The sequence below is a fragment of the Rhizobium sp. P44RR-XXIV genome (assembly GCF_001999485.2).
Lineage (GTDB): Bacteria > Pseudomonadota > Alphaproteobacteria > Rhizobiales > Rhizobiaceae > Rhizobium.
The window spans coordinates 321,740-342,226 of record NZ_MPVZ02000028.1; the positions used below are offsets into that span (position 1 = coordinate 321,740).

A 20,487-nucleotide genomic window follows, 5' to 3' on the forward strand; every position below is an offset into this window, starting at 1 on the left:
CACGGGTCGATTCGCGAGAGGGTGGGTCGATCAAAAGCGAAAAGTATAGTCGATGAAACTGCGGGATATCGCCGGAGATGGATTTCCGGAAATCAACACACAGGTTGGCGGAGCGCTTGGCGATCTCGAAATAAACGGCATTTCCGCCGACAGCCGTAACGTCTCGCCGGGCATGGCCTTTGTCGCCGTCGCCGGTACGAAGGCAAACGGCGCGAGCTTCATCGCCGATGCGATCTCACGCGGAGCTTCCGTTATCGTCGCCGGTGCCGGAGCCGCCGTAAATGGTGCGCCGTTGCTATCGGTTTCTGAGCCGCGCCGCTTTCTGGCGATAGCTGCCTCACACTTCTATGGGCGACAGCCGGAAACCATGGTCGCGGTAACCGGCACAGCCGGCAAGACCTCCGTCGCGTCGTTCACGCGGCAGATCTGGGCTTTTGCCGGTCACCCGGCGGCAATGATCGGCACGACAGGTGTCGTTTCACCAATCCGCAATGAATATGGTTCGCTGACGACGCCGGATCCGGCATCGCTGCACGAACTGCTTGCCGAACTTGCCGATGAAGGCGTGACCCACGCGGCCATGGAGGCATCCAGCCACGGCCTCGATCAATTCCGCCTCGACGGCGTCAGGCTTGCCGCAGCTTCCTTCACCAATCTCGGTCGCGACCACATGGACTACCATCCAACGGTCGAGGACTACATGGCCGCGAAGATGCGGCTGTTCAGGGATTTGTTGCCGAAGGGCTCGCCCGCAGTGATTTTTGCCGATGATGCCTGGTCGGCCCAAGCGATTGCCGCCGCTCGCGACGCCGGGCAGGATGTGCGCACGGTCGGGCGCAAGGGTGATTTTCTGACACTGAAGCGCGTCGAGCATTTCCGCCACAAGCAGATTGCCGAAGTGCATTTCGGCGATGAGATTTTCGAGATCCATATTCCGCTGGCCGGTGACTTCCAGGTCGCTAATGCGCTTGTTGCGGCTGGTCTTGCCATTTCAACGGGTGTCGCTGCATCGGTTGCGATGGCGGCGCTCGAGAAACTTGTCGGTGCATCCGGGCGTCTGGAGCTCGTCGGCCATACGCACGACGGCGCTTTGGCCTATGTCGACTATGCTCACAAGCCGGACGCACTGGAAAACGTTCTGAATTCGGTGCGGCCGTTCACGACGGGCAGGGTGATCGTTGTTTTTGGCTGCGGTGGCGACCGAGATCGTGGCAAGCGCCCGATCATGGGCGAAATTGCCTGCCGTCTCGCCGATGTCGTCGTGGTTACCGATGACAATCCGCGTTCGGAAGATCCGGCTGCGATCCGTGCGGAGATCATGGCTGCGGCTGCCTGCGCCACGGAGATCGGCGATCGTGCCGAGGCGATCCGCAAGGCGGTCGGCATGCTAAAATCCGGCGATACGTTGATTGTTGCCGGCAAGGGGCATGAGGAAGGTCAGACGATCGGCAGCGTGACGCTGCCTTTCTCGGACCACGCCGAACTGCGCAAAGCATTGGAGGAATTGAAGTCTTGAACTGGCTATGGACTACTGAGGATCTGATCACCGCAATCTCGGGCCGCTTCATAGGAACGCTGCCTCAGGGCATTACGGGCATTTCCATAGACAGTCGTTCCATCAAGCCGGGCGAGGCTTTCTTTGCCATCAAGGGCGATCGTGTCGACGGCCATGACTATGCCAATATCGCCATGGCGAATGGCGCGGCCTTCATCGTGATCAGCGAAGCGCGTTTGCCGGCCATGGGCAGCCTGGCCGTACCGAAGGTCGTCGTCGAGGATGTCTTGGCGGCTCTGGCGCGGCTGGGCGTCGCGGCCCGTCAGCGGACGCAGGCCAAGATCATTGCCGTCACCGGCTCCGTCGGCAAGACGACGACGAAGGAGATGCTGCGGCGTACGCTTGAACCCTCGGGTAAAGTTCATGCCTCCGTTGCCTCGTTCAACAATCACTGGGGTGTTCCGCTGACGCTTGCGCGCATGCCGGAGGATACTGACTTCGGTGTTTTCGAAATCGGCATGAACCATCCCGAGGAAATCAGGCCTCTGGTCAAGATGGTGCAGCCGCATGTGGCGATCATCACCACGATCGCACCGGCGCATCTCGGCAATTTCAACAGCATCACGGAGATCGCAGCCGCCAAGGCGGAGATTTTTGACGGCGTCGTGCCGGGCGGTCATGCCATTCTCAACCACGACAATGATCAGTTCGAGATGCTGGAGCGGGCAGCGGTTGCGGCCGGTATCGAGCATATTCACAGCTTCGGCCAGCACGCCAAGGCCGATGTTCGTCTCGCTGAATTCAACGCTTCGGAAGAAAATTCGACGCTGTGGCTGACCATCGGTGGCGAGACCATGGAAGTGGCAATCGGCGCACCGGGCCGTCACATTGCCGAAAACGCGCTTGCCGTCCTCGGCGCTATCATGCTCGTGGAGGCCGATCTCGACAAGGCTATCGATGCGCTTGCAGACCTGCAGCCGGAAAAGGGCAGGGGACAGCGCCATAAGCGCGCGATCGGCAACGGCTACTTCACGCTGATCGACGAAAGCTACAATGCCAATCCTGCATCCATGCGCGCGGCTATCGCGCTGCTGGCGACGACATCGCCGAATGCGGGTTTCGGTGGTCGCACGGGCAGGCGGATCGCTGTTCTCGGCGATATGTTGGAAATGGGGGATTATGCCCAGCGTGTACATGCAAACCTTGCCGGACCGCTTCTGGCGGCCGGGATCGAGCATGTCTGGTTGGCGGGTCCGGAGATGGCGGCTTTAAGGGATGAGCTGCCGGAAAGTGTTCATGTCGAATATCGGGAGACGACGGAGGAACTCTCGGTATTTGCGCTCAATACTGTCGCCCCTGGCGACGTGTTGATGGTGAAATCGTCGCTGGGAATGGGGTTTGGAAAGATCGTTGCGGGCTTGCTTGACAAGTTTCCCGCATTTTCCGACACGGGCACTCACACCCATCAGGGGCTTTAGAAAGGGCTCGCATGCTGATCTGGCTAGCCGAACTGTCGGACCATATTCATTTTTTCAGTACTCATTTCAGATTTCTCAATCTGTTCAGATACATCACGTTCCGTACCGGCGGCGCTCTCTTCACGTCTGCGTTCATCGTTTTCCTCTTCGGGCCGCGAATCATCTCCTCCCTACGCGTACGTCAGGGCAAGGGACAGCCGATCCGCGCGGACGGTCCGCAGACTCACTTCAAGAAAGCCGGCACACCGACCATGGGCGGTCTGATGATCCTTGCGGGGATCGTCGTCTCGTCGCTGTTGTGGGCCGACCTTGCCAATGTCTATGTCGTCGCCACCTTGCTGGTGACCCTCGGCTTCGGTGCAATCGGTTTCTACGACGACTATCTCAAGGTGACGAAGCAGAGCGACAAGGGATTTTCCGGCCGCGCGCGTCTCGGCATCGAATTCGTCATCGCGGCTATCGCTGTGTATTTCATGATGACCACGGCGCTGTCCTCCGGACCTGCCGGCTCGACCTTCGGCTCATCGATCGCCTTCCCCTTCTTCAAGAGCCTGCTGCTTAATCTCGGCATGTTCTTCGTGTTCTTCGGCGCTTTCGTCATCGTCGCGGCCGGTAATGCTGTCAACCTGACGGATGGTCTTGATGGGCTTGCGATCGTGCCTGTCATGATCGCGGCCGCTTCCTTCGGCGTCATTGCTTATCTTGCCGGCAACTTTGTCTTCGCCGATTATCTGGCGATCAATTTCGTGCCGGGTACGGGCGAGTTGGCGGTGGTTCTCGGCGCAGTTATCGGTGCGGGTCTCGGCTTTCTCTGGTTCAATGCGCCGCCGGCTGCTATCTTCATGGGTGACACCGGCTCGCTGGCGCTGGGCGGCCTGATCGGCTCGGTTGCCGTCGCCACCAAGCACGAGATCGTTATGGCGATCATTGGCGGTCTGTTCGTGCTTGAGGCGCTTTCAGTCATCATCCAGGTCGGCTTTTTCAAGCTGACCAGACGCCGCGTCTTCCTGATGGCGCCGATCCACCATCATTTCGAAAAGAAGGGTTGGACGGAGAGTCAAGTTGTCGTGCGGTTCTGGATCGTTGCGGTCATCTTGGCCATGGTCGGCCTCTCCACCCTGAAGCTGCGGTGAGGCGTCGATGATCCCGATCACCACGCTAAAAGGAAAAAAGGTCGCCCTTTTCGGCCTCGGCGGCTCCGGCTTTGCGACGGCGCGTGCGCTGGTCGCGGGCGGCGCCGAGGTCACGGCCTGGGATGACAATCCGGACAGCGTGGCCAAGGCGGCTGCGGAAGGAATAGCGGTCGCCGATCTCAGAACCATCGACTGGAGCGGACTATCGGTTTTCGTCTTGTCGCCCGGCGTGCCGCTGACGCATCCGAAGCCGCACTGGACGGTGGATCTTGCCCGTGCTGCCGGCGTCGAGTCATAGGCGATGTCGAGCTGTTCGTGAGGGAGCGTCGCGCGCATGCGCCGGACTGCCCGTTCATCGCGATCACCGGCACCAACGGCAAATCGACGACGACGGCGCTGATTGCCCATATCCTGCAATCGAGCGGCCGCGACACGCAGCTTGGCGGCAATATCGGCACGGCCATTCTGACGCTCGACCCGCCAAAGGCTGGTCGCTTCTATGTCGTCGAATGCTCTTCCTACCAGATCGATCTGGCGCCGACGCTCAATCCTTCCGCCGGTATCCTGCTGAACCTGACGCCCGATCATCTCGATCGGCACGGCACGATGCAGCATTATGCCGATATCAAAGAGAGGTTGGTTGCCGGTAGCGGTGTCGCCATTGTCGGTATCGATGACAGCCATTCTTCGCTGATTGCCGATCGCATTGAGCGTGCGGGCAGCAAAGTCACCCGAATTTCCCGTCGGCATGCGCTGGCGGATGGTCTCTATGCCGAAGGCAGCCGCATCATGCAGGCATCGGTCGGAGCAATGACCGAGATCGCAGATCTCGACGGAATCCAGACGTTGCGGGGCAGCCATAATGCTCAAAATGCCGCGGCGGCAATTGCCGCATGCCTGGCAGTCGGCGTTTCTCCCGACGATATCCGCGCGGGTTTGAAATCGTTCCCCGGTCTCAAGCATCGCATGCAGCCCGTCGGCAAGCGCGGTCGGGTCGTCTTCGTCAACGACTCCAAGGCAACCAATGCCGATGCAGCCGCACCGGCGCTTTCGAGCTACGAGAATATCTACTGGATCGCAGGCGGCCTGCCAAAGGAAGGTGGGATCACGACGCTCGCACCGCTCTTCCCACGCATCGCCAAAGCCTATCTGATCGGCGAGGCAGCGCCTGCCTTTGCGGCGACGCTTGGCGAGCAAGTGCCTTACGAGATTTCAGACACGCTGGAGCGTGCCGTCGCGCACGCAGCTAACGATGCGGACAAGGACGAACATCCATCCGCAGCGGTAATGCTGTCACCGGCCTGCGCAAGCTTCGATCAGTATAAGAATTTCGAGGTCAGGGGTGACGCGTTCGTCAGCCATGTGGCTGCGATTGAGGGCGTCACCATGCTGATCGGTTCAGCAACTGGAGGCAAATGATATGGTAAGCCGCGTTGAACGTGGGGCCTTGGCCGAATGGTTCTGGACCATCGACCGTGTTTTCCTGGCACTTTTCATCCTGCTGATCGGTATCGGCTTCATGCTCTCCTTCGCGGCCTCGCCCGCGGTTGCCGAGCGCATCGGGCTCGAACCTTTCCACTTCGTCAAGCGCCACGCCTTGTTCCTGATCCCGGCGATTTCGGCGATGATCGGCATTTCCTTCATGACGCCCCGGCAGGTGAGGCGCACGGCGGTCATCCTGCTGGTCGTTTCACTGGCGATGATGCTCTTTGCCCTGTTCTTCGGCATCGAGGTCAAGGGCTCGCGGCGCTGGGTCAATATCGCGGCGCTGTCGATCCAGCCGTCGGAATTCATGAAGCCGGCCTTCGTCGTCGTCTGTGCCTGGCTTTTTGCCGAGCATGCGCGCCAGCCAGAGATCCCCGGCAATCTCTTCGCCATCATTCTCTTCGGCATCGTCGTCGCACTGCTCGTGGCCCAGCCGGACCTTGGTCAGACGATCCTGACGACGGCAGTATGGGGCGGCATGTTTTTCATGGCCGGCATGCCCTGGCTATGGATCATCGTCCTTGGCGGCCTTGGCGCAGGTGGCTTTGTCGCGGCCTATTATGTCTTCGATCACGTGGCGCAGCGCGTCAATAAATTCATGACGGGTGAGGGCGATACGTTCCAGGTCGACACCGCCAAGGAAGCGATCATTCACGGCAACTGGTTTGGCGTCGGTCCGGGCGAGGGTATCGTCAAGCGCATCATCCCGGACGCCCATACCGACTTCATCTTCTCGGTGGCGGCCGAGGAATTCGGCGTCATCTTCTGCATGGTGCTCGTCAGCATTTTCGCCGTCCTCGTCCTTCGCGGCCTATCCCATGCCTACAAGGAAAAGAACGACTTCAACCGGTTTGCCGTCGCCGGCCTGGTCCTGCAGATCGGTATTCAGTCGATCATCAATATCGGCGTGAACCTGCAGCTGCTGCCGGCCAAGGGCATGACCTTGCCGTTGATCTCTTATGGCGGTTCGTCCATGACAGCGATCTGCGTCACTGCGGGCTTTATTCTGGCCCTGACGCGCCATCGTCCGGAAAAGCGCGCGCAGGATCGCAGCCTGTTTCGCGTGACGCATGGACTGCCCGCGGAGTAAACGGTCTTGAATTTGCCTGTATTCCATCCCCAAAACCTCGCGTCGTCTGTGCAATCTCCGGTCGCTTTTCCTGGAGTGGCGGTCTATGACGAGGGTTTGGTCCGCGCAGATGACGCGGTGGTGGCGACTTCCTATATTAGGGAGATGCCCCGAGTAATGGGGTGTTCGCGGGAGCGAAAATTATGAGTAAAGGCATTGTCCTGCTTGCCGCCGGCGGAACCGGCGGCCATGTATTCCCGGCCGAAGCGCTGGCTTATAAGCTGAAGGAGCGCGGCTATTCCGTGCACCTCGTCACCGACAGCCGTGCTGAGCGCTACGCCGGCAAGTTTCCGGCCGACGAGATCCATGTCGTGCCGTCTGCAACGATCGGCTCGAAGAATCCCCTGAAGGTCGCGCGTGCCCTGTGGACGCTGTGGACCGGCATGCGCGCCGCGCGCAAATTGATCCAGAGGATCAAGCCGGTTTGCGTTGTCGGCTTTGGCGGCTATCCGACTGTTCCACCTTTGCTGGCCGCCACGCGCATGGGCGTGCCGTCCATGCTCCATGAGCAGAATGCCGTCATGGGCCGCGCCAACAAGATGCTGGCGACGCGGGTGCGGGCGATTGCCGGCGGCTTTCTGACAGACAACGGACCTTTTGCGGAGAAGACTGTCACGACCGGCAACCCCGTGCGCCCGGCCGTCATCGAGGCAGCCAAACAGCCTTATGTGCCTTCGGGGCCGGACGATCCGTTCAATCTGGTGGTTTTCGGCGGCAGCCAGGGTGCCCAATATTTCTCCAAGGCTGTTCCGACGGCCATCAGCCTGTTGGAGGAGCCGCTGCGCAAGCGCCTGCGGATCACGCAGCAGGTGCGCCCCGAGGATATGGAGACGGTCAATAGCTGCACCAGAAGGTTGGAGATGGGCGCCGATGTCGCGCCGTTCTTCAATGATATGGCCGAGCGTATCGGCGCTGCGCATCTGGTTCTCTGCCGCTCTGGTGCTTCGACCGTATCCGAGCTCGCCGTCATCGGCCGCCCGGCGATCCTGGTGCCTTATCCGCATGCGCTCGATCACGATCAGGCAGCCAATGCAGCAGCGCTGGCCGCAACCGGTGGTGTCAAGGTCATCGTTCAATCGGAGCTGACGCCGGAGAAGCTTTCGACGATCCTTCGCGGTTCGATGACGATGCCGGAAAAACTCGCCAAGATGGCCGCTGCCGCCAAGCAAGCCGGCAAGCCGGATGCGGCAAACTTGCTCGCCGACATGGTTGAGGCTATTGCCGGCGGACGTTCAATTCAGCAATTCAAGGGGGCAGGCGTATGAAGCTGCCGAAGGCAATCGGCCTTGTGCATTTTATCGGTATCGGCGGTATCGGGATGAGCGGCATTGCCGAGGTTTTGCATAACCTCGGTCATCGTGTTCAGGGATCCGATCAATCGGAAAGCGCAAACGTGCAGCGGTTGCGCGACAAGGGCATTCCGGTCCATATCGGTCACAAGGCTGAAAATCTCGGCGACGCCGAAGTCGTGGTCGTTTCCACCGCTATCAAGAAGAACAATCCGGAACTCATCGCCGCGCGCGAAAAGTTGCTGCCGGTGGTGCGGCGTGCGGAAATGCTGGCCGAACTCATGCGCTTCAGAAGCGCAATCGCCATTGGCGGTACGCATGGCAAGACCACGACGACATCGCTTGTGGCCACGCTTCTCGAAGCCGGCGGTCTTGATCCCACAGTGATCAATGGCGGCATCATCAACGCCTATGGCACAAATGCGCGTATGGGTGCCGGTGAATGGATGGTGGTCGAGGCCGACGAATCGGACGGCACCTTCCTGAAGTTGCCTGCCGATGTCGCCGTCGTCACCAATATCGATCCGGAACATCTCGACCATTACGGCAATTTCGATGCCGTGCGGGCTGCCTTCCGGCAGTTCGTCGAGAACGTGCCGTTCTATGGCTTCGGCGTTCTCTGCATCGACCATCCGGAAGTGCAGTCGCTGGTCGGACGCATCGAGGACCGAAAGGTCATCACCTATGGTGAAAATCCGCAGGCGGATGTGCGTTTCTCGAACGTGCGCATCGATGGCACGCGGTCGCTCTTCGACGTCGAGATCCGCAGGCGCCGTACAGGCAAGGTGATCCACATCAAGGATCTCGTCATGCCGATGCCTGGGCGCCACAATATCTCCAATGCGACAGCGGCAGTTGCCGTCGCCAATCGGCTCGGCATTTCCAGCGAGGCGATTGCCAAGGGATTGGCCTCCTTCGGCGGAGTCAAGCGTCGGTTCACGCTTACCGGTGAATGGAACGGTATAAAGATCTTCGACGATTACGGACATCACCCTGTCGAGATCAAGGCGGTGCTGAAGGCAGCGCGCGAGGCTTGCAAGGGCCGCGTCATCGCGGTGCATCAGCCACATCGATTTACGCGCCTGTCGAGCCTGTTCGAGGAATTCGCCGCCTGCTTCAACGATGCCGACAGCATTTTCCTGGCGCCCGTCTATGCCGCCGGTGAGGATCCAATCGAGGGCGTTGATTCGCAGGCACTCGTTTCGCGAATCAAGGCCAACGGCCATCGCGATGCGCGCTATCTATCATCTCAGGAAGATCTTGCCGCCATGGTTGCAGAGATTGCGCAACCGGGTGATTTTGTGGTTTTGTTGGGGGCTGGCAGTATCACATATTGGGCAGCGTCATTGCCAAAGGAATTGGAAGGCCTCTCGGGTAAGTCCGCATGAAACAGGTAAACGGGGAAAAGCTTCTGGCGTCGCTCGGCGACGGTGTAAAGGATATCAGGGGTCGACTGACGCCGGACGCGCCAATGGATCGCGTCACATGGTTTCGCGCCGGTGGATTGGCGGAGCTGATGTTCCAGCCGCACGACACGGACGATCTGATCGCGTTCCTGAAGATCCTTCCGGAAGAAGTGCCGCTGACGGTTGTTGGCGTAGGGTCGAATCTGTTGGTGCGCGACGGAGGTATTCCGGGGGTCGTGCTTCGACTTTCCGCCAAGGGCTTCGGCTCCGTCGAGCTTGCCGGCGAAAATCGTATTTTGGCCGGCGCCATATGCCCGGACAAGCACGTTGCCGCCATGGCCATGGATAACAGCATCGGCGGCTTCCATTTCTATTACGGTATTCCGGGGACAATCGGCGGCGCCGCACGGATGAATGCCGGCGCCAATGGCGGCGAAACGCGCGAGCGTCTCATCGAGGTGCATGCCGTCGACCGCAAGGGCGAGAAGCACGTGCTTAGCAATGCCGAGATGGGCTATAGCTATCGGCATTCCGATGCGTCGGAAGATCTGATCTTTACCCATGTTCTGTTCGAGGGCTATCCCGAGGACAAGGCCAAGATCCGTGCCGAGATGGACGCGGTACGCGCGCATCGCGAGACGGTGCAGCCTATTCGCGAAAAGACCGGCGGATCGACCTTCAAGAATCCTGAAGGTCTTTCGGCGTGGAAGTTGATCGATGAAGCAGGTTGCCGCGGTCTCGTCATTGGCGGTGCACAGATGTCGTCATTGCACTGCAATTTCATGATCAACATGGAGCAAGCGACAGGCTACGATCTCGAATATCTCGGCGAGCAGGTTCGCCGCGAGGTTTTTGAACATTCCGGTGTCAAGTTGGAATGGGAAATCAAGCGTCTCGGCCACTTCATGCCCGGCCGCGAGGTTCGGCCTTTCCAGGGCGTGACGACGGAATAAGACGCTTCGATCCGTCCGCAGCTCACAAATTGATTCAAGAAAAAGGCCGGGTCAAAACCCGGCCTTTTCAATTGGTTATTTCACATTCCTCAAATCTCGTCGTTGCCCGACAGCAGGATGCCGATCAGCGAGAGCAGGGCGGCCGCTGCCAGATAGTAGCCGACATAGACGAGGCCGTAGGTCGTTGCGAGCCATGTGGCGATGTAAGGCGCCAGGGACGCGCCGACGATGCCGCCGAGATTGAAGGTCATCGATGCACCGGTATAGCGCACGGTGGTCGGGAAGGGCGCGGCCAGGGCAGCGCCGATCGGACCGTAGGTGAAGCCCATCAAGGCCAGGCCGATGATCGAGCAGGCAAACGCGCCCGCAAGGCCGGCGGTGAGCAGCGACGAATAGAACAGGCCGAAAATGAGGATGCCGATGGTCGTGAGGATCAGGACCAGCCGGCGCGAATAACGGTCGGACAACAGGCCGGAAACCGGGATCATCAGGCCGAAGAAGACAACGCCGACGAGCTGGACGACGAGGAACTGACCCTGTGAATAGCCGAGGCCTGCCGGGAGTGCGCCGGTGCCCACCGGTCGGGTGCCCCAGCTCAGCGTGAAGGCCGTCATCAGGTAGAACAACACGAAGGTTGCGACTGCGATGATGGTGCCGAGAATAAGGCTGCGGAGGTGCGAGCCGAAAATGACGGCGATCGGAACGGAAACGCGTTCTTCCTTTTCGATCGCACGCTGGAATTCCGGGGTTTCTGTGATCTTCAGACGGACATAGAGGCCGACTGCAACCAGCACGATGCTGATCAGGAACGGGATACGCCAGCCGAAGCTCAGGAAGTCCGTATCGGCCATGCTTTCGCGCAGGATCAGGAAAAGGCCTGCCGAGAGGATGAAGCCGATCGGTGCGCCGAGCTGCGGGAACATGGCATACCAGCTGCGCTTGCCTTCCGGAGCATTCTCCGTGGCAAGCAGCACCGCGCCACCCCATTCGCCGCCGAGGCCGAGACCCTGGCCGAGACGGCAAAGCGCCAGCAATATCGGGGCGAGAACGCCGATCGATTCGTAGGTGGGAAGCAGGCCGATCACGACGGTCGACAGACCCATGGTGAGCAGGGCGGCGACAAGCGTCGCCTTACGGCCGATGCGGTCACCGAAATGGCCGAAGATCATCGCTCCGATCGGGCGCGCAAAGAAAGCGATCGAGAAGGTCGCGAAGGATTGCAGCGTCGCCGAGGTCGGATCGCTTGCCGGGAAGAACAGCTTCGGGAAGACGATGACCGCCGCCGTTGCATAAACATAGAAATCGAAGAATTCGATCGTTGTGCCGATGAGGCTCGCGATCAGAACACGCGCCGGAGAATTCGCGGCGGCGTTGTTCGATGACGAGGGGGTCGGCGATAGAGGCGATATCGCGTCAGTCATAATCCCACCAATTTAGATGACGTTAAGGTTTCTTAGGGGCTAAAATCTGTGCTTAGCGTAATTTTTGATCAGCGCAAACGCCAACTGCGCAAGAAATCAACGGTTGCATGCTATTATTTAGCCGTAATTGTTGATTCGCGAGCAATTGGGCGAGCGTTTGCCAGGGCGTGGGGATGTCTCCGGCGGGTCTTTTCCGGACCATTTTTCATGGACTGCTGATTTTCGCCTCGGTTGAGGGCAGAGGAGAAGGGTTTCATGCAGAAAAAGCTTATCGCTGAGTTTCTTGGGACGTTCTGGCTCGTATTCGGCGGTTGCGGCAGCGCAATATTCGCCGCCGCATTTCCGAGCCTCGGTATCGGTTTTCTAGGTGTTGCTTTCGCGTTCGGTTTAACTGTCTTGACCATGGCCTATGCGGTCGGTGGGATATCGGGAGGGCATTTCAATCCAGCCGTGTCGGTTGGATTGACTGTGGCTGGCCGCTTTCCCGGTAGCCAACTGATTCCTTATATCGTGGCACAGGTTGTCGGTGCCATCGTGGCGGCAGCCGTGCTCTATCTGATCGCCAGCGGCAAGGCGGACTTCCAGCTCGGTGGCTTTGCCGCAAATGGCTACGGCGAACATTCGCCCGGCGGCTATTCGCTCGTGTCGGCACTGGTGGCCGAGATCGTGTTGACCTTGTTCTTCCTGGTCGTGATTCTCGGCTCGACGAGCAGCAAGGTGCCGGCCGGCTTCGCGCCAATCGCCATCGGCCTGACGTTGACTTTGATCCACCTGATCTCGATCCCGATCACCAACACCTCTGTCAATCCGGCCCGTTCGACAGGGCAGGCCCTGTTCGTCGGTGGCTGGGCGCTGCAGCAGCTTTGGCTGTTCTGGGTTGCGCCAATCGTCGGCGGTGCGCTGGGCGGGCTTGTCTGGAAACTGGTCGACGACAGCGAGTGAGATCAGCGTCGTCTTAATGCTTTCAGGCCCGCATCGGACGTCCGGTGCGGGCCTCTTTGTTTAAAAAATCTAAATGTAGATATTTCAAAAGTAGCAACGCTCTGATTCCAATGGCAGAATTCTTTAAGTCGGTTTGATTCGAATAATTCGATCGTCGGCCGAGCGGCGGAAAGTTAACGAAAGTAAACGCTTCATTAACCTTAATGTCGTTCTAATCGGCCTATTGAAAGCGGAGCTAGAATCGCTGTTAGGCGAGGCTGAGTAACCGCAAAACAGAGATCGTGAGACCGGGGGTATTGATGGGTGGCAAGCATGTGGCTGTCCTTTTGGGCGGATTTTCCTCGGAAAGGCCTGTCAGCCTTTCCTCAGGGAAAGCATGCGCTGACGCCCTTGAAGCCGAAGGCTTTGAGGTCACCCGTGTCGATGTCGATCATGACGTCGCCAGCCGCTTGGCGGAACTGAAGCCCGAAGTTGTCTTCAATGCTCTTCATGGCCCCTTCGGCGAGGACGGTACCATTCAGGGCATCCTCGAATATCTGCAGATCCCTTACACTCATTCCGGCGTGCTCGCTTCGGCTCTTGCGATGGATAAGTCGCGGGCAAAGACGGTCGCTGCTGCTGCCGGCATTCCGGTTGCCGGCTCAGTTGTCATGGATCGTTTCGATATTGTCGGCGAACATCCGATGAAGCCGCCCTATGTCGTCAAGCCGGTGCGCGAAGGATCGAGCTTCGGTGTCGTGATCGTCAAGGAAGATCAGACGCATCCGCCGCAGATCGTTACCTCTTCGGAATGGCGTTATGGCGATGAAGTGCTCGTCGAACGCTATATTCATGGCCGTGAGCTGACTTGCGGCGTTATGGGTGGCAAGGTTCTCGGGGTCACTGAGATCGTGCCGCTCGGCCACAGCTTCTATGATTATGATGCCAAGTACGCCAAAGGTGGATCAAAACATGTCCTCCCGGCGGAAATTTCACCGAATCTTTACCAAAAGATACAAACATTATCGTTAAGGGCGCATGAAGCTATCGGCTGCCGCGGCGTCAGTCGATCTGACTTCCGTTTCGATGATCGCTTTTCCGAAGAAGGTGAACTTGTCTGGCTTGAGGTTAACACCCAGCCCGGCATGACCCCTACCTCGCTGGTGCCTGAAATGGCCGCTCATGCCGGCTACTCTTTTGGTGAATTTCTCCGGTGGATGGTGGAGGACGCGTCTTGTTTGCGCTGACGGTCAAAAATATGAGGCGGTCCCGTCATCGCGTCCCTCTCGCCATCGATGATGTCGAGGATGCGTTCGTTCTGCCGCGCCCGCTTCGTCGCGCCGTGCGCTTCCTGGTCAGCCTTGGCTCCGGGCGCGTCAATATTCCCAATCACACAGGTACGGTTTCCGCCCTGCTGCTGTTTGCTGCTACGGGCCTCTACGGCATGTCGGTCGGTGGGCATGGTCAGGCCGTTGCGGAAGCGACGACGTCTGCGGCCGGTTTCGCCATCGAAGATGTCAAGGTTTCCGGTAACGACGAGACGTCGGAAATCGAGATCCTGCAGCTGCTCGGCCTCGACGGCACGACATCGCTTGTTGCGCTTGATGCCGATGCGGCACGCCTGAAGATCGCGAACCTGCCATGGGTGCAGACCGTCCAGGTTCGCAAGGTCTACCCGAAGACTGTCGAAGTGAAGCTGACGGAGCGTAAGGCCTATGCCATCTGGCAGCATGGTTCCGAGCTTTCCCTGATCCAGAAGGATGGCAGCGTCATCGCGCCGCTGCGGGATAACAAGTTTGCAAAACTGCCGCTCTTTGTCGGTCGCGATGCTGAAACCGCCGCCGCTTCTGTCGATGATGTCTTTGCCAAGTGGCCCGACATTCGCAACCATGTGAAGGCCTTTGTGCGCGTCGCCGGACGCCGCTGGGATCTGTATCTCGATAGTGGCGTGATCATCAAATTGCCGGAAGATAATATCGACGGCGCGCTCGCGCGGCTCATCGATCTCGACAAGGATCAGAACCTTCTGCAGCGCGATATCGCTGCCGTCGATCTTCGTCTCGACGATCGTACCGCAATAGAATTGACCCCGGACGCAACGCTTCGCCGCCAGGCCGCCGTCGATGCGAGAAACAAGGCTTTGAAGAAAGCAGGGCAGGATACATGAGCTTATTCGGTTCGTCCCATTTCGGCCTGCCGCGCTTGAAGCCGTTGTCTTCGAAGCGATCGCATATCGTGTCGGTCCTCGACATCGGCTCGACGAAGGTCGTCTGCATGATCGGTCGGCTGACGCCGCGCGAGGAGAGCCAGGTTCTCCCGAACCGCACGCATAATATCGAGATCATCGGCATCGGCCATCAACGTTCCCGCGGTATCAAGACCGGCGTCATCGCCGATCTCGACGCATTGGAAAGTGTCGTCCGGCTTTCGGTCGATGCTGCCGAGCGCATGGCGGGCCTTACCGTCGACAGTCTGATCGTCAATGTTTCCGCCGGCCGGCTCGGTAGCGATATCTATACCGCGACCATCGATCTGGGCGGCCAGGAAGTCGAAAGCAACGATCTCAAGAAGGTTCTGGCTGCGGCCTGCCAGCAGTCGATCCGCCAGGAGCGCGCCGTGTTGCATTCGCTGGCCACGGGCTATTCGCTTGATGGCGAACGCGGCATTCGCGACCCGCTGGCAATGTTCGGCGATGCGCTCGGTGTCGATATGCATGTGGTGACGGCTGAGCGCGCAGCTTTGCGCAACCTCGAACTCTGCATCAATCGTGCACACCTTTCGGTGGAAGGCATGGTGGCAACACCTTATGCCAGCGGCCTTGCCGCGCTCGTCGACGACGAAGTCGAGCTTGGCTGCGCTGCGATCGACATGGGTGGTGGCACGACGACGATTTCGGTCTTTGCCGAGGGTAAGCTGGTACATACCGACGCGGTCAGCCTTGGCGGCCATCATGTCACCACCGACCTTGCGCGTGGTCTTTCGACCCGTATCGAGGATGCCGAGCGGCTGAAGGTGGTACACGCTTCGGCGCTGGCAAACTCCTCGGATGAACGTGAACTGATTTCCATCCCGCCGATCGGCGAAGACGAGCGTGACCAGCCGACACAGGTGCCGAAGGCTCTGGTGTCGCGCATCGTCAAGGCCCGTATCGAAGAGACCCTCGAACTGATTCGCGATCGCATTCAGCGCTCGGGCTTCAGCCCGATCGTCGGCAAGCGTGTCGTTCTGACCGGCGGTGCCAGTCAGTTGACCGGTCTGCCCGATGTGGCGCGTCGTGTTCTTGCCCGCAATGTCCGCATCGGTCGCCCCATGGGCGTATCCGGCTTGCCGACGGCGGCCAAGGGGCCGGCCTTTTCGACGGCGGTGGGCCTGATGATCTATCCTCAGGTCGCAGACATGGAGACACATGCGCCGAGCAGCGGACTGCTCTCGTCGCTTGGAGGGAACAACAGCCGCATCGGCCGCGTCGGCCAATGGCTGAAAGAGAGTTTTTGAGTGCCTGATCCCGGGAATGTTTCCCGGGGCAAGCGTCAGGCAAGTGAAATCGAGTGAATTGGCCGGCGTGGCGATGCGGCCATAAAGAGAAGGAACGGGTACAATGACTATCAAGCTGCATAAGCCAGATATCACCGAGCTTAAGCCGCGTATCACCGTGTTCGGTGTTGGTGGCGGTGGCGGCAATGCCGTCAACAACATGATCACGGCAGGCTTGCAGGGCGTCGATTTCGTCGTCGCCAACACTGATGCCCAGGCGCTGACCATGACGAAGGCGGAGCGGATCATCCAGCTCGGCGTCAACGTCACGGAAGGTCTCGGCGCCGGTTCGCAGCCGGAAGTCGGCCGTGCAGCTGCCGAAGAGTGCATCGATGAGATCATCGATCATCTGAACGGCACGCATATGTGCTTCGTCACCGCCGGTATGGGCGGCGGCACGGGTACGGGTGCTGCTCCGGTTGTCGCACAGGCAGCCCGCAACAAGGGCATCCTGACCGTCGGCGTGGTCACCAAGCCTTTTCACTTCGAAGGCGGCCGCCGCATGCGTCTCGCCGAGATGGGCATCCAGGAACTGCAGAAGTCGGTCGACACACTGATCGTCATCCCGAACCAGAACCTGTTCCGCATCGCCAACGACAAGACGACTTTCGCCGACGCGTTCTCGATGGCCGACCAGGTTCTTTATTCGGGTGTTGCCTGCATCACCGACCTGATGGTGAAGGAAGGTCTCATCAACCTCGATTTCGCCGACGTTCGTTCGGTCATGCGCGAAATGGGCCGCGCGATGATGGGTACCGGCGAAGCTTCCGGCCAGGGCCGTGCGATGCAGGCTGCTGAGGCCGCTATCGCCAACCCGCTGCTCGACGAAACCTCGATGAAGGGCGCACAGGGCCTGCTGATCTCGATCACCGGTGGTCGTGACCTCACCCTGTTCGAAGTCGATGAAGCCGCGACCCGTATTCGCGAAGAAGTCGACCCGGACGCCAACATCATCCTCGGCGCAACCTTCGACGAATCGCTTGAAGGCATCATCCGCGTCTCCGTCGTTGCAACCGGTATCGACCGCGCAATGAACGAAGCAGCCGACCGGGGCATGGAGTTCCGCCCGGTGGCAAAGCCGGCTATCCGTCCTTCCGCGGCCGCCGCTCCGGCAGCGGCCGCAGCTCAGCCTGCCCATGTCGCGCAGGCCTACACCGCACCGGCCGCTGCTCCAGCTCCCCGTACCGTGGATCCTGTCGCGCAGACGAATTCGTGCGGCGGAAGCCGATCTCGAACGCGAACTGGAAATCCAGATGGCCCGCCAGGCTCATGTCCAGCAGCAGCCGGTCATGCAGCAGCCCGCAGCACAGGAAGACAACTTCCGTCCGCAGAGCCGCATCTTCGCAGCCGCGCCTGAAGCCCAGCCTGTCCGTCAGGCTCCAGTTCAGCCGCAGCCGGCTCCGGTCATGCATCAGCAGCCGATCATCCGTCAGGCTCCTGAGCAGGTCCGCATGCCGAAGGTGGAGGACTTCCCGCCGGTGGTTAAGGCTGAAATGGAACATCGTGCCCAGCCGGTTGCCGCTCAGGCTGCCGAAGAGCGCGGTCCGATGGGCCTGCTGAAGCGCATCACCAACTCGCTTGGCCGCCGTGAAGAAGACCCGGCGTTCGACGATATGATGGCTTCCACCAACACTGCTGCTCCGCAGCAGCGCCGCGCGCCTTCGCCGGAAGCTAGCCTCTACGCTCCGCGTCGCGGCCAGCTCGACGACCAGGGCCGGCAGGTTCCGTCGGCACGCATGGCAAGCCATGAAGACGATCAGCTCGAAATTCCGGCCTTCCTGCGCCGCCAGTCGAACTGATCCGACATTGGACAGCCTTTTAATAGGTTGCTAACCATCCTGACGAAATCCGGGGCTGAAAAGCTCCGGATTTCCTTATTTTAGACTTGATGCCGTATCTGAAATTATCCAGCAAATTCAATCAGCTGCTTTCGTAACAAAGCGAAAGAAACAGTGATTTGGAATGAGATGCCTCGGCGAGTATGTAGAGAACAAGCAAGCCTGCGGAATCACATTCGTCGATGAATGTATGTGGCGCCCGCGGCAGGATTAACAGACTGAACCGGCAATATGGGTAAGTGTCCGAAGAATGACCGCCCCAGCCTGGATCAGATAGACGAAGGCAGAATTTATATGGCAATCGGATTGCTGGGTTTTCAGACCACCATTGCAAATCCTGTGACACTCTCAGGTATAGGCGTTCATTCCGGCGCCAATGTGTCGATCACCTTATATCCCGCAGAAGCTGGTACCGGTGTCGTTTTTCAGCGTCAGCATGACAATGGTGACGTAACGGAGCTGCGCGCGGTTTCCTCGCAGGTCGGCAACACGGACCTCTGCACTGTCCTCGGCTTCTCGCCGCTGCGCTCGGTTGCGACGGTTGAGCATGTCATGGCGGCAATCTACGCGATTGGCCTCGATAACGTCGTTATCGAAGTCACCGGCGCTGAAATGCCGATCATGGACGGCAGCTCCTATCCGTTCATCGAAGCCATCGAGCAGGCCGGTATCGTGTCGCTCGGCGTCAAGCGCCGCTATATCAAGGTCATCAAGCCGGTTCGTATCGAGGCTGGCGGTTCCTGGTGCGAATTTCGTCCGTATGACGGCACGCGATTCGAAATCGAGATCGATTTTGCATGCCCGCTCATCGGTCGGCAGAAGTGGGAAGGCGATCTGACCGCCGAGACCTTCAAGACCGAATTGTCGCGTGCTCGTACCTTCGGCTTCATGCGCGATGTCGAGCCTCTGTGGGCTTCGGGTCACGCTCTGGGTTCGTCACTGGAAAATTCCGTCGTCATCTCTGACGACAACACCGTCATCAACGTCGAAGGCCTGCGTTACCCGAAGGACGAATTCGTTCGTCACAAGGCGCTGGATGCCGTTGGCGACCTGGCATTGGCCGGCGCACAGTTCATTGGCCACTACCGTTCCTATCGCGGTGGCCACCGCATGAATGCGAACGCACTGAAGGCATTGCTCAGCGATGCGAGCGCCTATGATGTCGTCGAAACTGCGGCGCCGCGCCAGCGTGCTCACAGCCGCGATTTCGTTTCGGTCAATGCGCCGGAATTTGCGCCCTGGTCGGCGTGATCTTTTGGAACAGAGATAAAAAATTAGCCGCTCCGATGAGGAGCGGCTTTTTTTTGGCGAGAGATTCGCAAGGTTTATTTTTCGTCGGCGTGCAACATCGAAGTCAGGCCGTCCAACGAAAGAATTCATTGTCAAAACAGTGATTAAGCCTGCCGATATGCGGTCTTTGCCACAAAAATGCGTTAATGCATCATCAATGCGTTGCCCTGATGGTGTTTTTGCGGCTAGAAACGCCAGCGAGAGAATGCCGTCTCCGCAACGACGGCTAGTGGGACAGTGATCCGATGGGTTTTGCAAGGTCTGAAAGCATGAATGTCACAGCACGGGCTCTGCTCGTATCGCTTCTCCTCGCTGGTACCGGTGCGGTGGTGACGGGTTGTAACACCAAAAAGGATATCGACATCACCAAGCTCGGTGTCGAGACCGATCCGCCGGAATTGCTCTACAATCAGGGCCTTGCCAACATCAAGGCTGGCAACATGACGGAGGCGGGCAAGAAGTTCGACGCCATCAACCAGCAGCAGCCCTTCTCGGAATGGGCGCGCAAGGCGATGGTGATGAGCACCTTCGTGAAATACCGCACAGGTCGCTATGACGATGCCGTGCAGACGGGCAACAGCTATCTGAAGCAGTATCCGGGCTCCGAGGATGCCGATTACGTCCAGTATCTGGTCGGTTCGTCCTATGCCAAGCAGATCGTCGACGTCACGCAGGATCAGCGTGCTGCGGCGCAGACGATCGAGGCGATGACCAAGCTCGTCAACAACTATCCGAAGTCGCAATATGTCAGCGACGCGCAGGAAAAGATCCGCTTTGCCAAGGATCAGCTCGCAGGCAAGGAAATGCAGGTCGGACGCTACTATCTTGAGCGCAAGGACTATCTTGCAGCCATTTCGCGCTTCCGCATCGTCGTGGAGCAATATCCCACGACGAACCAGATCGAGGAAGCTCTGGCACGCCTGGTGGAAGCCTATTATGCGATGGGCATCGTTCCGGAAGCGCAGACGGCAGCTGCCGTTCTCGGCCACAACTATCCGGACAGCCGCTGGTATGCCGATTCCTACAAGCTGCTGAAGAAGGGTGGCGTGGAGCCGAGCGAGAACTCCGGTTCGTGGATTTCCAGAGCGGGCAAGAAACTTCTTCTTGGGACGTGA

Annotated in this window: 14 protein-coding genes and 2 pseudogenes; 15 read left to right on the forward strand and 1 reads right to left on the reverse strand. The window is 59.2% G+C overall.

The window, feature by feature from the left end:
- Positions 1 to 52: 52 nt before the first annotated feature.
- The 8 genes and pseudogenes from BSK43_RS18685 (at position 53) to murB (ending at position 10,368) form a co-directional block, all read left to right on the forward strand.
- Entirely contained in the window at positions 53 to 1,516 is a 1,464-nt protein-coding gene (locus BSK43_RS18685) for a UDP-N-acetylmuramoyl-L-alanyl-D-glutamate--2,6-diaminopimelate ligase (protein ID WP_077469057.1), read from the forward strand.
- Entirely contained in the window at positions 1,513 to 2,973 is a 1,461-nt protein-coding gene (locus tag BSK43_RS18690) for a UDP-N-acetylmuramoylalanyl-D-glutamyl-2,6-diaminopimelate--D-alanyl-D-alanine ligase (protein ID WP_077469055.1), read from the forward strand. The genes BSK43_RS18685 and BSK43_RS18690 overlap by 4 nt, the downstream gene beginning before the upstream one ends.
- 11 nt (positions 2,974 to 2,984) lie before the next feature.
- On the forward strand, positions 2,985 to 4,106 hold the full coding sequence (mraY, locus tag BSK43_RS18695) for a phospho-N-acetylmuramoyl-pentapeptide-transferase (RefSeq protein ID WP_077469054.1): 1,122 nt from the start codon (positions 2,985 to 2,987) through the stop codon (positions 4,104 to 4,106).
- A 7-nt stretch (positions 4,107 to 4,113) separates the two neighbouring features.
- Positions 4,114 to 5,525: pseudogene (gene murD / locus BSK43_RS18700) on the forward strand (UDP-N-acetylmuramoyl-L-alanine--D-glutamate ligase).
- Position 5,526: 1 nt separating this feature from the next.
- Positions 5,527 to 6,681 carry a putative lipid II flippase FtsW gene (gene ftsW / locus BSK43_RS18705; RefSeq protein ID WP_077469050.1) on the forward strand — a complete coding sequence of 385 codons (1,155 nt, stop codon included), beginning with the start codon at positions 5,527 to 5,529 and terminating at the stop codon, positions 6,679 to 6,681.
- A 182-nt stretch (positions 6,682 to 6,863) separates the two neighbouring features.
- The gene (gene murG / locus BSK43_RS18710) at positions 6,864 to 7,985 is read left to right on the forward strand and encodes an undecaprenyldiphospho-muramoylpentapeptide beta-N-acetylglucosaminyltransferase (protein WP_077469049.1); all 1,122 of its coding nucleotides are present in this window, start codon (positions 6,864 to 6,866) and stop codon (positions 7,983 to 7,985) included.
- On the forward strand, positions 7,982 to 9,397 hold the full coding sequence (murC, locus tag BSK43_RS18715; protein WP_077469047.1) for a UDP-N-acetylmuramate--L-alanine ligase: 1,416 nt from the start codon (positions 7,982 to 7,984) through the stop codon (positions 9,395 to 9,397). The genes murG and murC overlap by 4 nt, the downstream gene beginning before the upstream one ends.
- Positions 9,394 to 10,368 (forward strand): UDP-N-acetylmuramate dehydrogenase, encoded by a 975-nt coding sequence (gene murB / locus BSK43_RS18720; protein ID WP_077469046.1) that lies wholly within the window; start codon positions 9,394 to 9,396, stop codon positions 10,366 to 10,368. Before murC ends, murB begins: the two co-directional genes overlap by 4 nt.
- Before the next feature lie 89 nt (positions 10,369 to 10,457).
- Here the strand turns inward: murB and BSK43_RS18725 are convergent, their stop codons facing one another.
- A complete protein-coding gene (locus tag BSK43_RS18725; RefSeq protein WP_068398409.1) occupies positions 10,458 to 11,789 on the reverse strand; it encodes an MFS transporter in 1,332 nt (443 codons plus the stop codon).
- Positions 11,790 to 12,044: 255 nt separating this feature from the next.
- On the opposite strand from BSK43_RS18725, the gene aqpZ reads away from it, so the two are divergent.
- The 7 genes and pseudogenes from aqpZ (at position 12,045) to BSK43_RS18760 (ending at position 20,487) form a co-directional block, all read left to right on the forward strand.
- A complete protein-coding gene (gene aqpZ, locus BSK43_RS18730) occupies positions 12,045 to 12,731 on the forward strand; it encodes an aquaporin Z (protein WP_077469044.1) in 687 nt (228 codons plus the stop codon).
- A gap of 299 nt (positions 12,732 to 13,030) precedes the next feature.
- Positions 13,031 to 13,957: a D-alanine--D-alanine ligase gene (locus BSK43_RS18735; RefSeq protein ID WP_077469043.1), complete on the forward strand. Its 927-nt coding sequence runs from the start codon at positions 13,031 to 13,033 to the stop codon at positions 13,955 to 13,957.
- An 11-nt stretch (positions 13,958 to 13,968) separates the two neighbouring features.
- Entirely contained in the window at positions 13,969 to 14,877 is a 909-nt protein-coding gene (locus BSK43_RS18740) for a cell division protein FtsQ/DivIB (protein ID WP_205910639.1), read from the forward strand.
- Positions 14,874 to 16,205, forward strand: coding sequence for a cell division protein FtsA (gene ftsA, locus BSK43_RS18745; protein WP_068398421.1), 1,332 nt, complete (start codon positions 14,874 to 14,876; stop codon positions 16,203 to 16,205). Before BSK43_RS18740 ends, ftsA begins: the two co-directional genes overlap by 4 nt.
- A gap of 103 nt (positions 16,206 to 16,308) precedes the next feature.
- Positions 16,309 to 18,043: pseudogene (gene ftsZ / locus BSK43_RS18750) on the forward strand (cell division protein FtsZ).
- 333 nt (positions 18,044 to 18,376) lie between these two features.
- Positions 18,377 to 19,333 (forward strand): UDP-3-O-acyl-N-acetylglucosamine deacetylase, encoded by a 957-nt coding sequence (lpxC, locus tag BSK43_RS18755; protein WP_077469037.1) that lies wholly within the window; start codon positions 18,377 to 18,379, stop codon positions 19,331 to 19,333.
- Positions 19,334 to 19,617: 284 nt separating this feature from the next.
- Positions 19,618 to 20,487 carry an outer membrane protein assembly factor BamD gene (locus tag BSK43_RS18760; protein ID WP_205910640.1) on the forward strand — a complete coding sequence of 290 codons (870 nt, stop codon included), beginning with the start codon at positions 19,618 to 19,620 and terminating at the stop codon, positions 20,485 to 20,487.

Bases quoted from the DNA above. Each gene is read 5' to 3' on its own strand.
- lpxC (WP_077469037.1), top strand. From the start codon at position 18,377: ATGGCAATCGGATTGCTGGGTTTTCAGACCACCATTGCAAATCCTGTG.
- aqpZ (WP_077469044.1), top strand. From the start codon at position 12,045: ATGCAGAAAAAGCTTATCGCTGAGTTTCTTGGGACGTTCTGGCTCGTA.
- ftsW (WP_077469050.1), top strand. From the start codon at position 5,527: ATGGTAAGCCGCGTTGAACGTGGGGCCTTGGCCGAATGGTTCTGGACC.
- mraY (WP_077469054.1), top strand. From the start codon at position 2,985: ATGCTGATCTGGCTAGCCGAACTGTCGGACCATATTCATTTTTTCAGT.
- murG (WP_077469049.1), top strand. From the start codon at position 6,864: ATGAGTAAAGGCATTGTCCTGCTTGCCGCCGGCGGAACCGGCGGCCAT.
- BSK43_RS18735 (WP_077469043.1), top strand. From the start codon at position 13,031: ATGGGTGGCAAGCATGTGGCTGTCCTTTTGGGCGGATTTTCCTCGGAA.
- murC (WP_077469047.1), top strand. From the start codon at position 7,982: ATGAAGCTGCCGAAGGCAATCGGCCTTGTGCATTTTATCGGTATCGGC.
- murB (WP_077469046.1), top strand. From the start codon at position 9,394: ATGAAACAGGTAAACGGGGAAAAGCTTCTGGCGTCGCTCGGCGACGGT.
- BSK43_RS18760 (WP_205910640.1), top strand. From the start codon at position 19,618: ATGGGTTTTGCAAGGTCTGAAAGCATGAATGTCACAGCACGGGCTCTG.
- BSK43_RS18685 (WP_077469057.1), top strand. From the start codon at position 53: ATGAAACTGCGGGATATCGCCGGAGATGGATTTCCGGAAATCAACACA.
- BSK43_RS18740 (WP_205910639.1), top strand. From the start codon at position 13,969: ATGAGGCGGTCCCGTCATCGCGTCCCTCTCGCCATCGATGATGTCGAG.
- ftsA (WP_068398421.1), top strand. From the start codon at position 14,874: ATGAGCTTATTCGGTTCGTCCCATTTCGGCCTGCCGCGCTTGAAGCCG.
- BSK43_RS18725 (WP_068398409.1), bottom strand. From the start codon at position 11,789: ATGACTGACGCGATATCGCCTCTATCGCCGACCCCCTCGTCATCGAAC.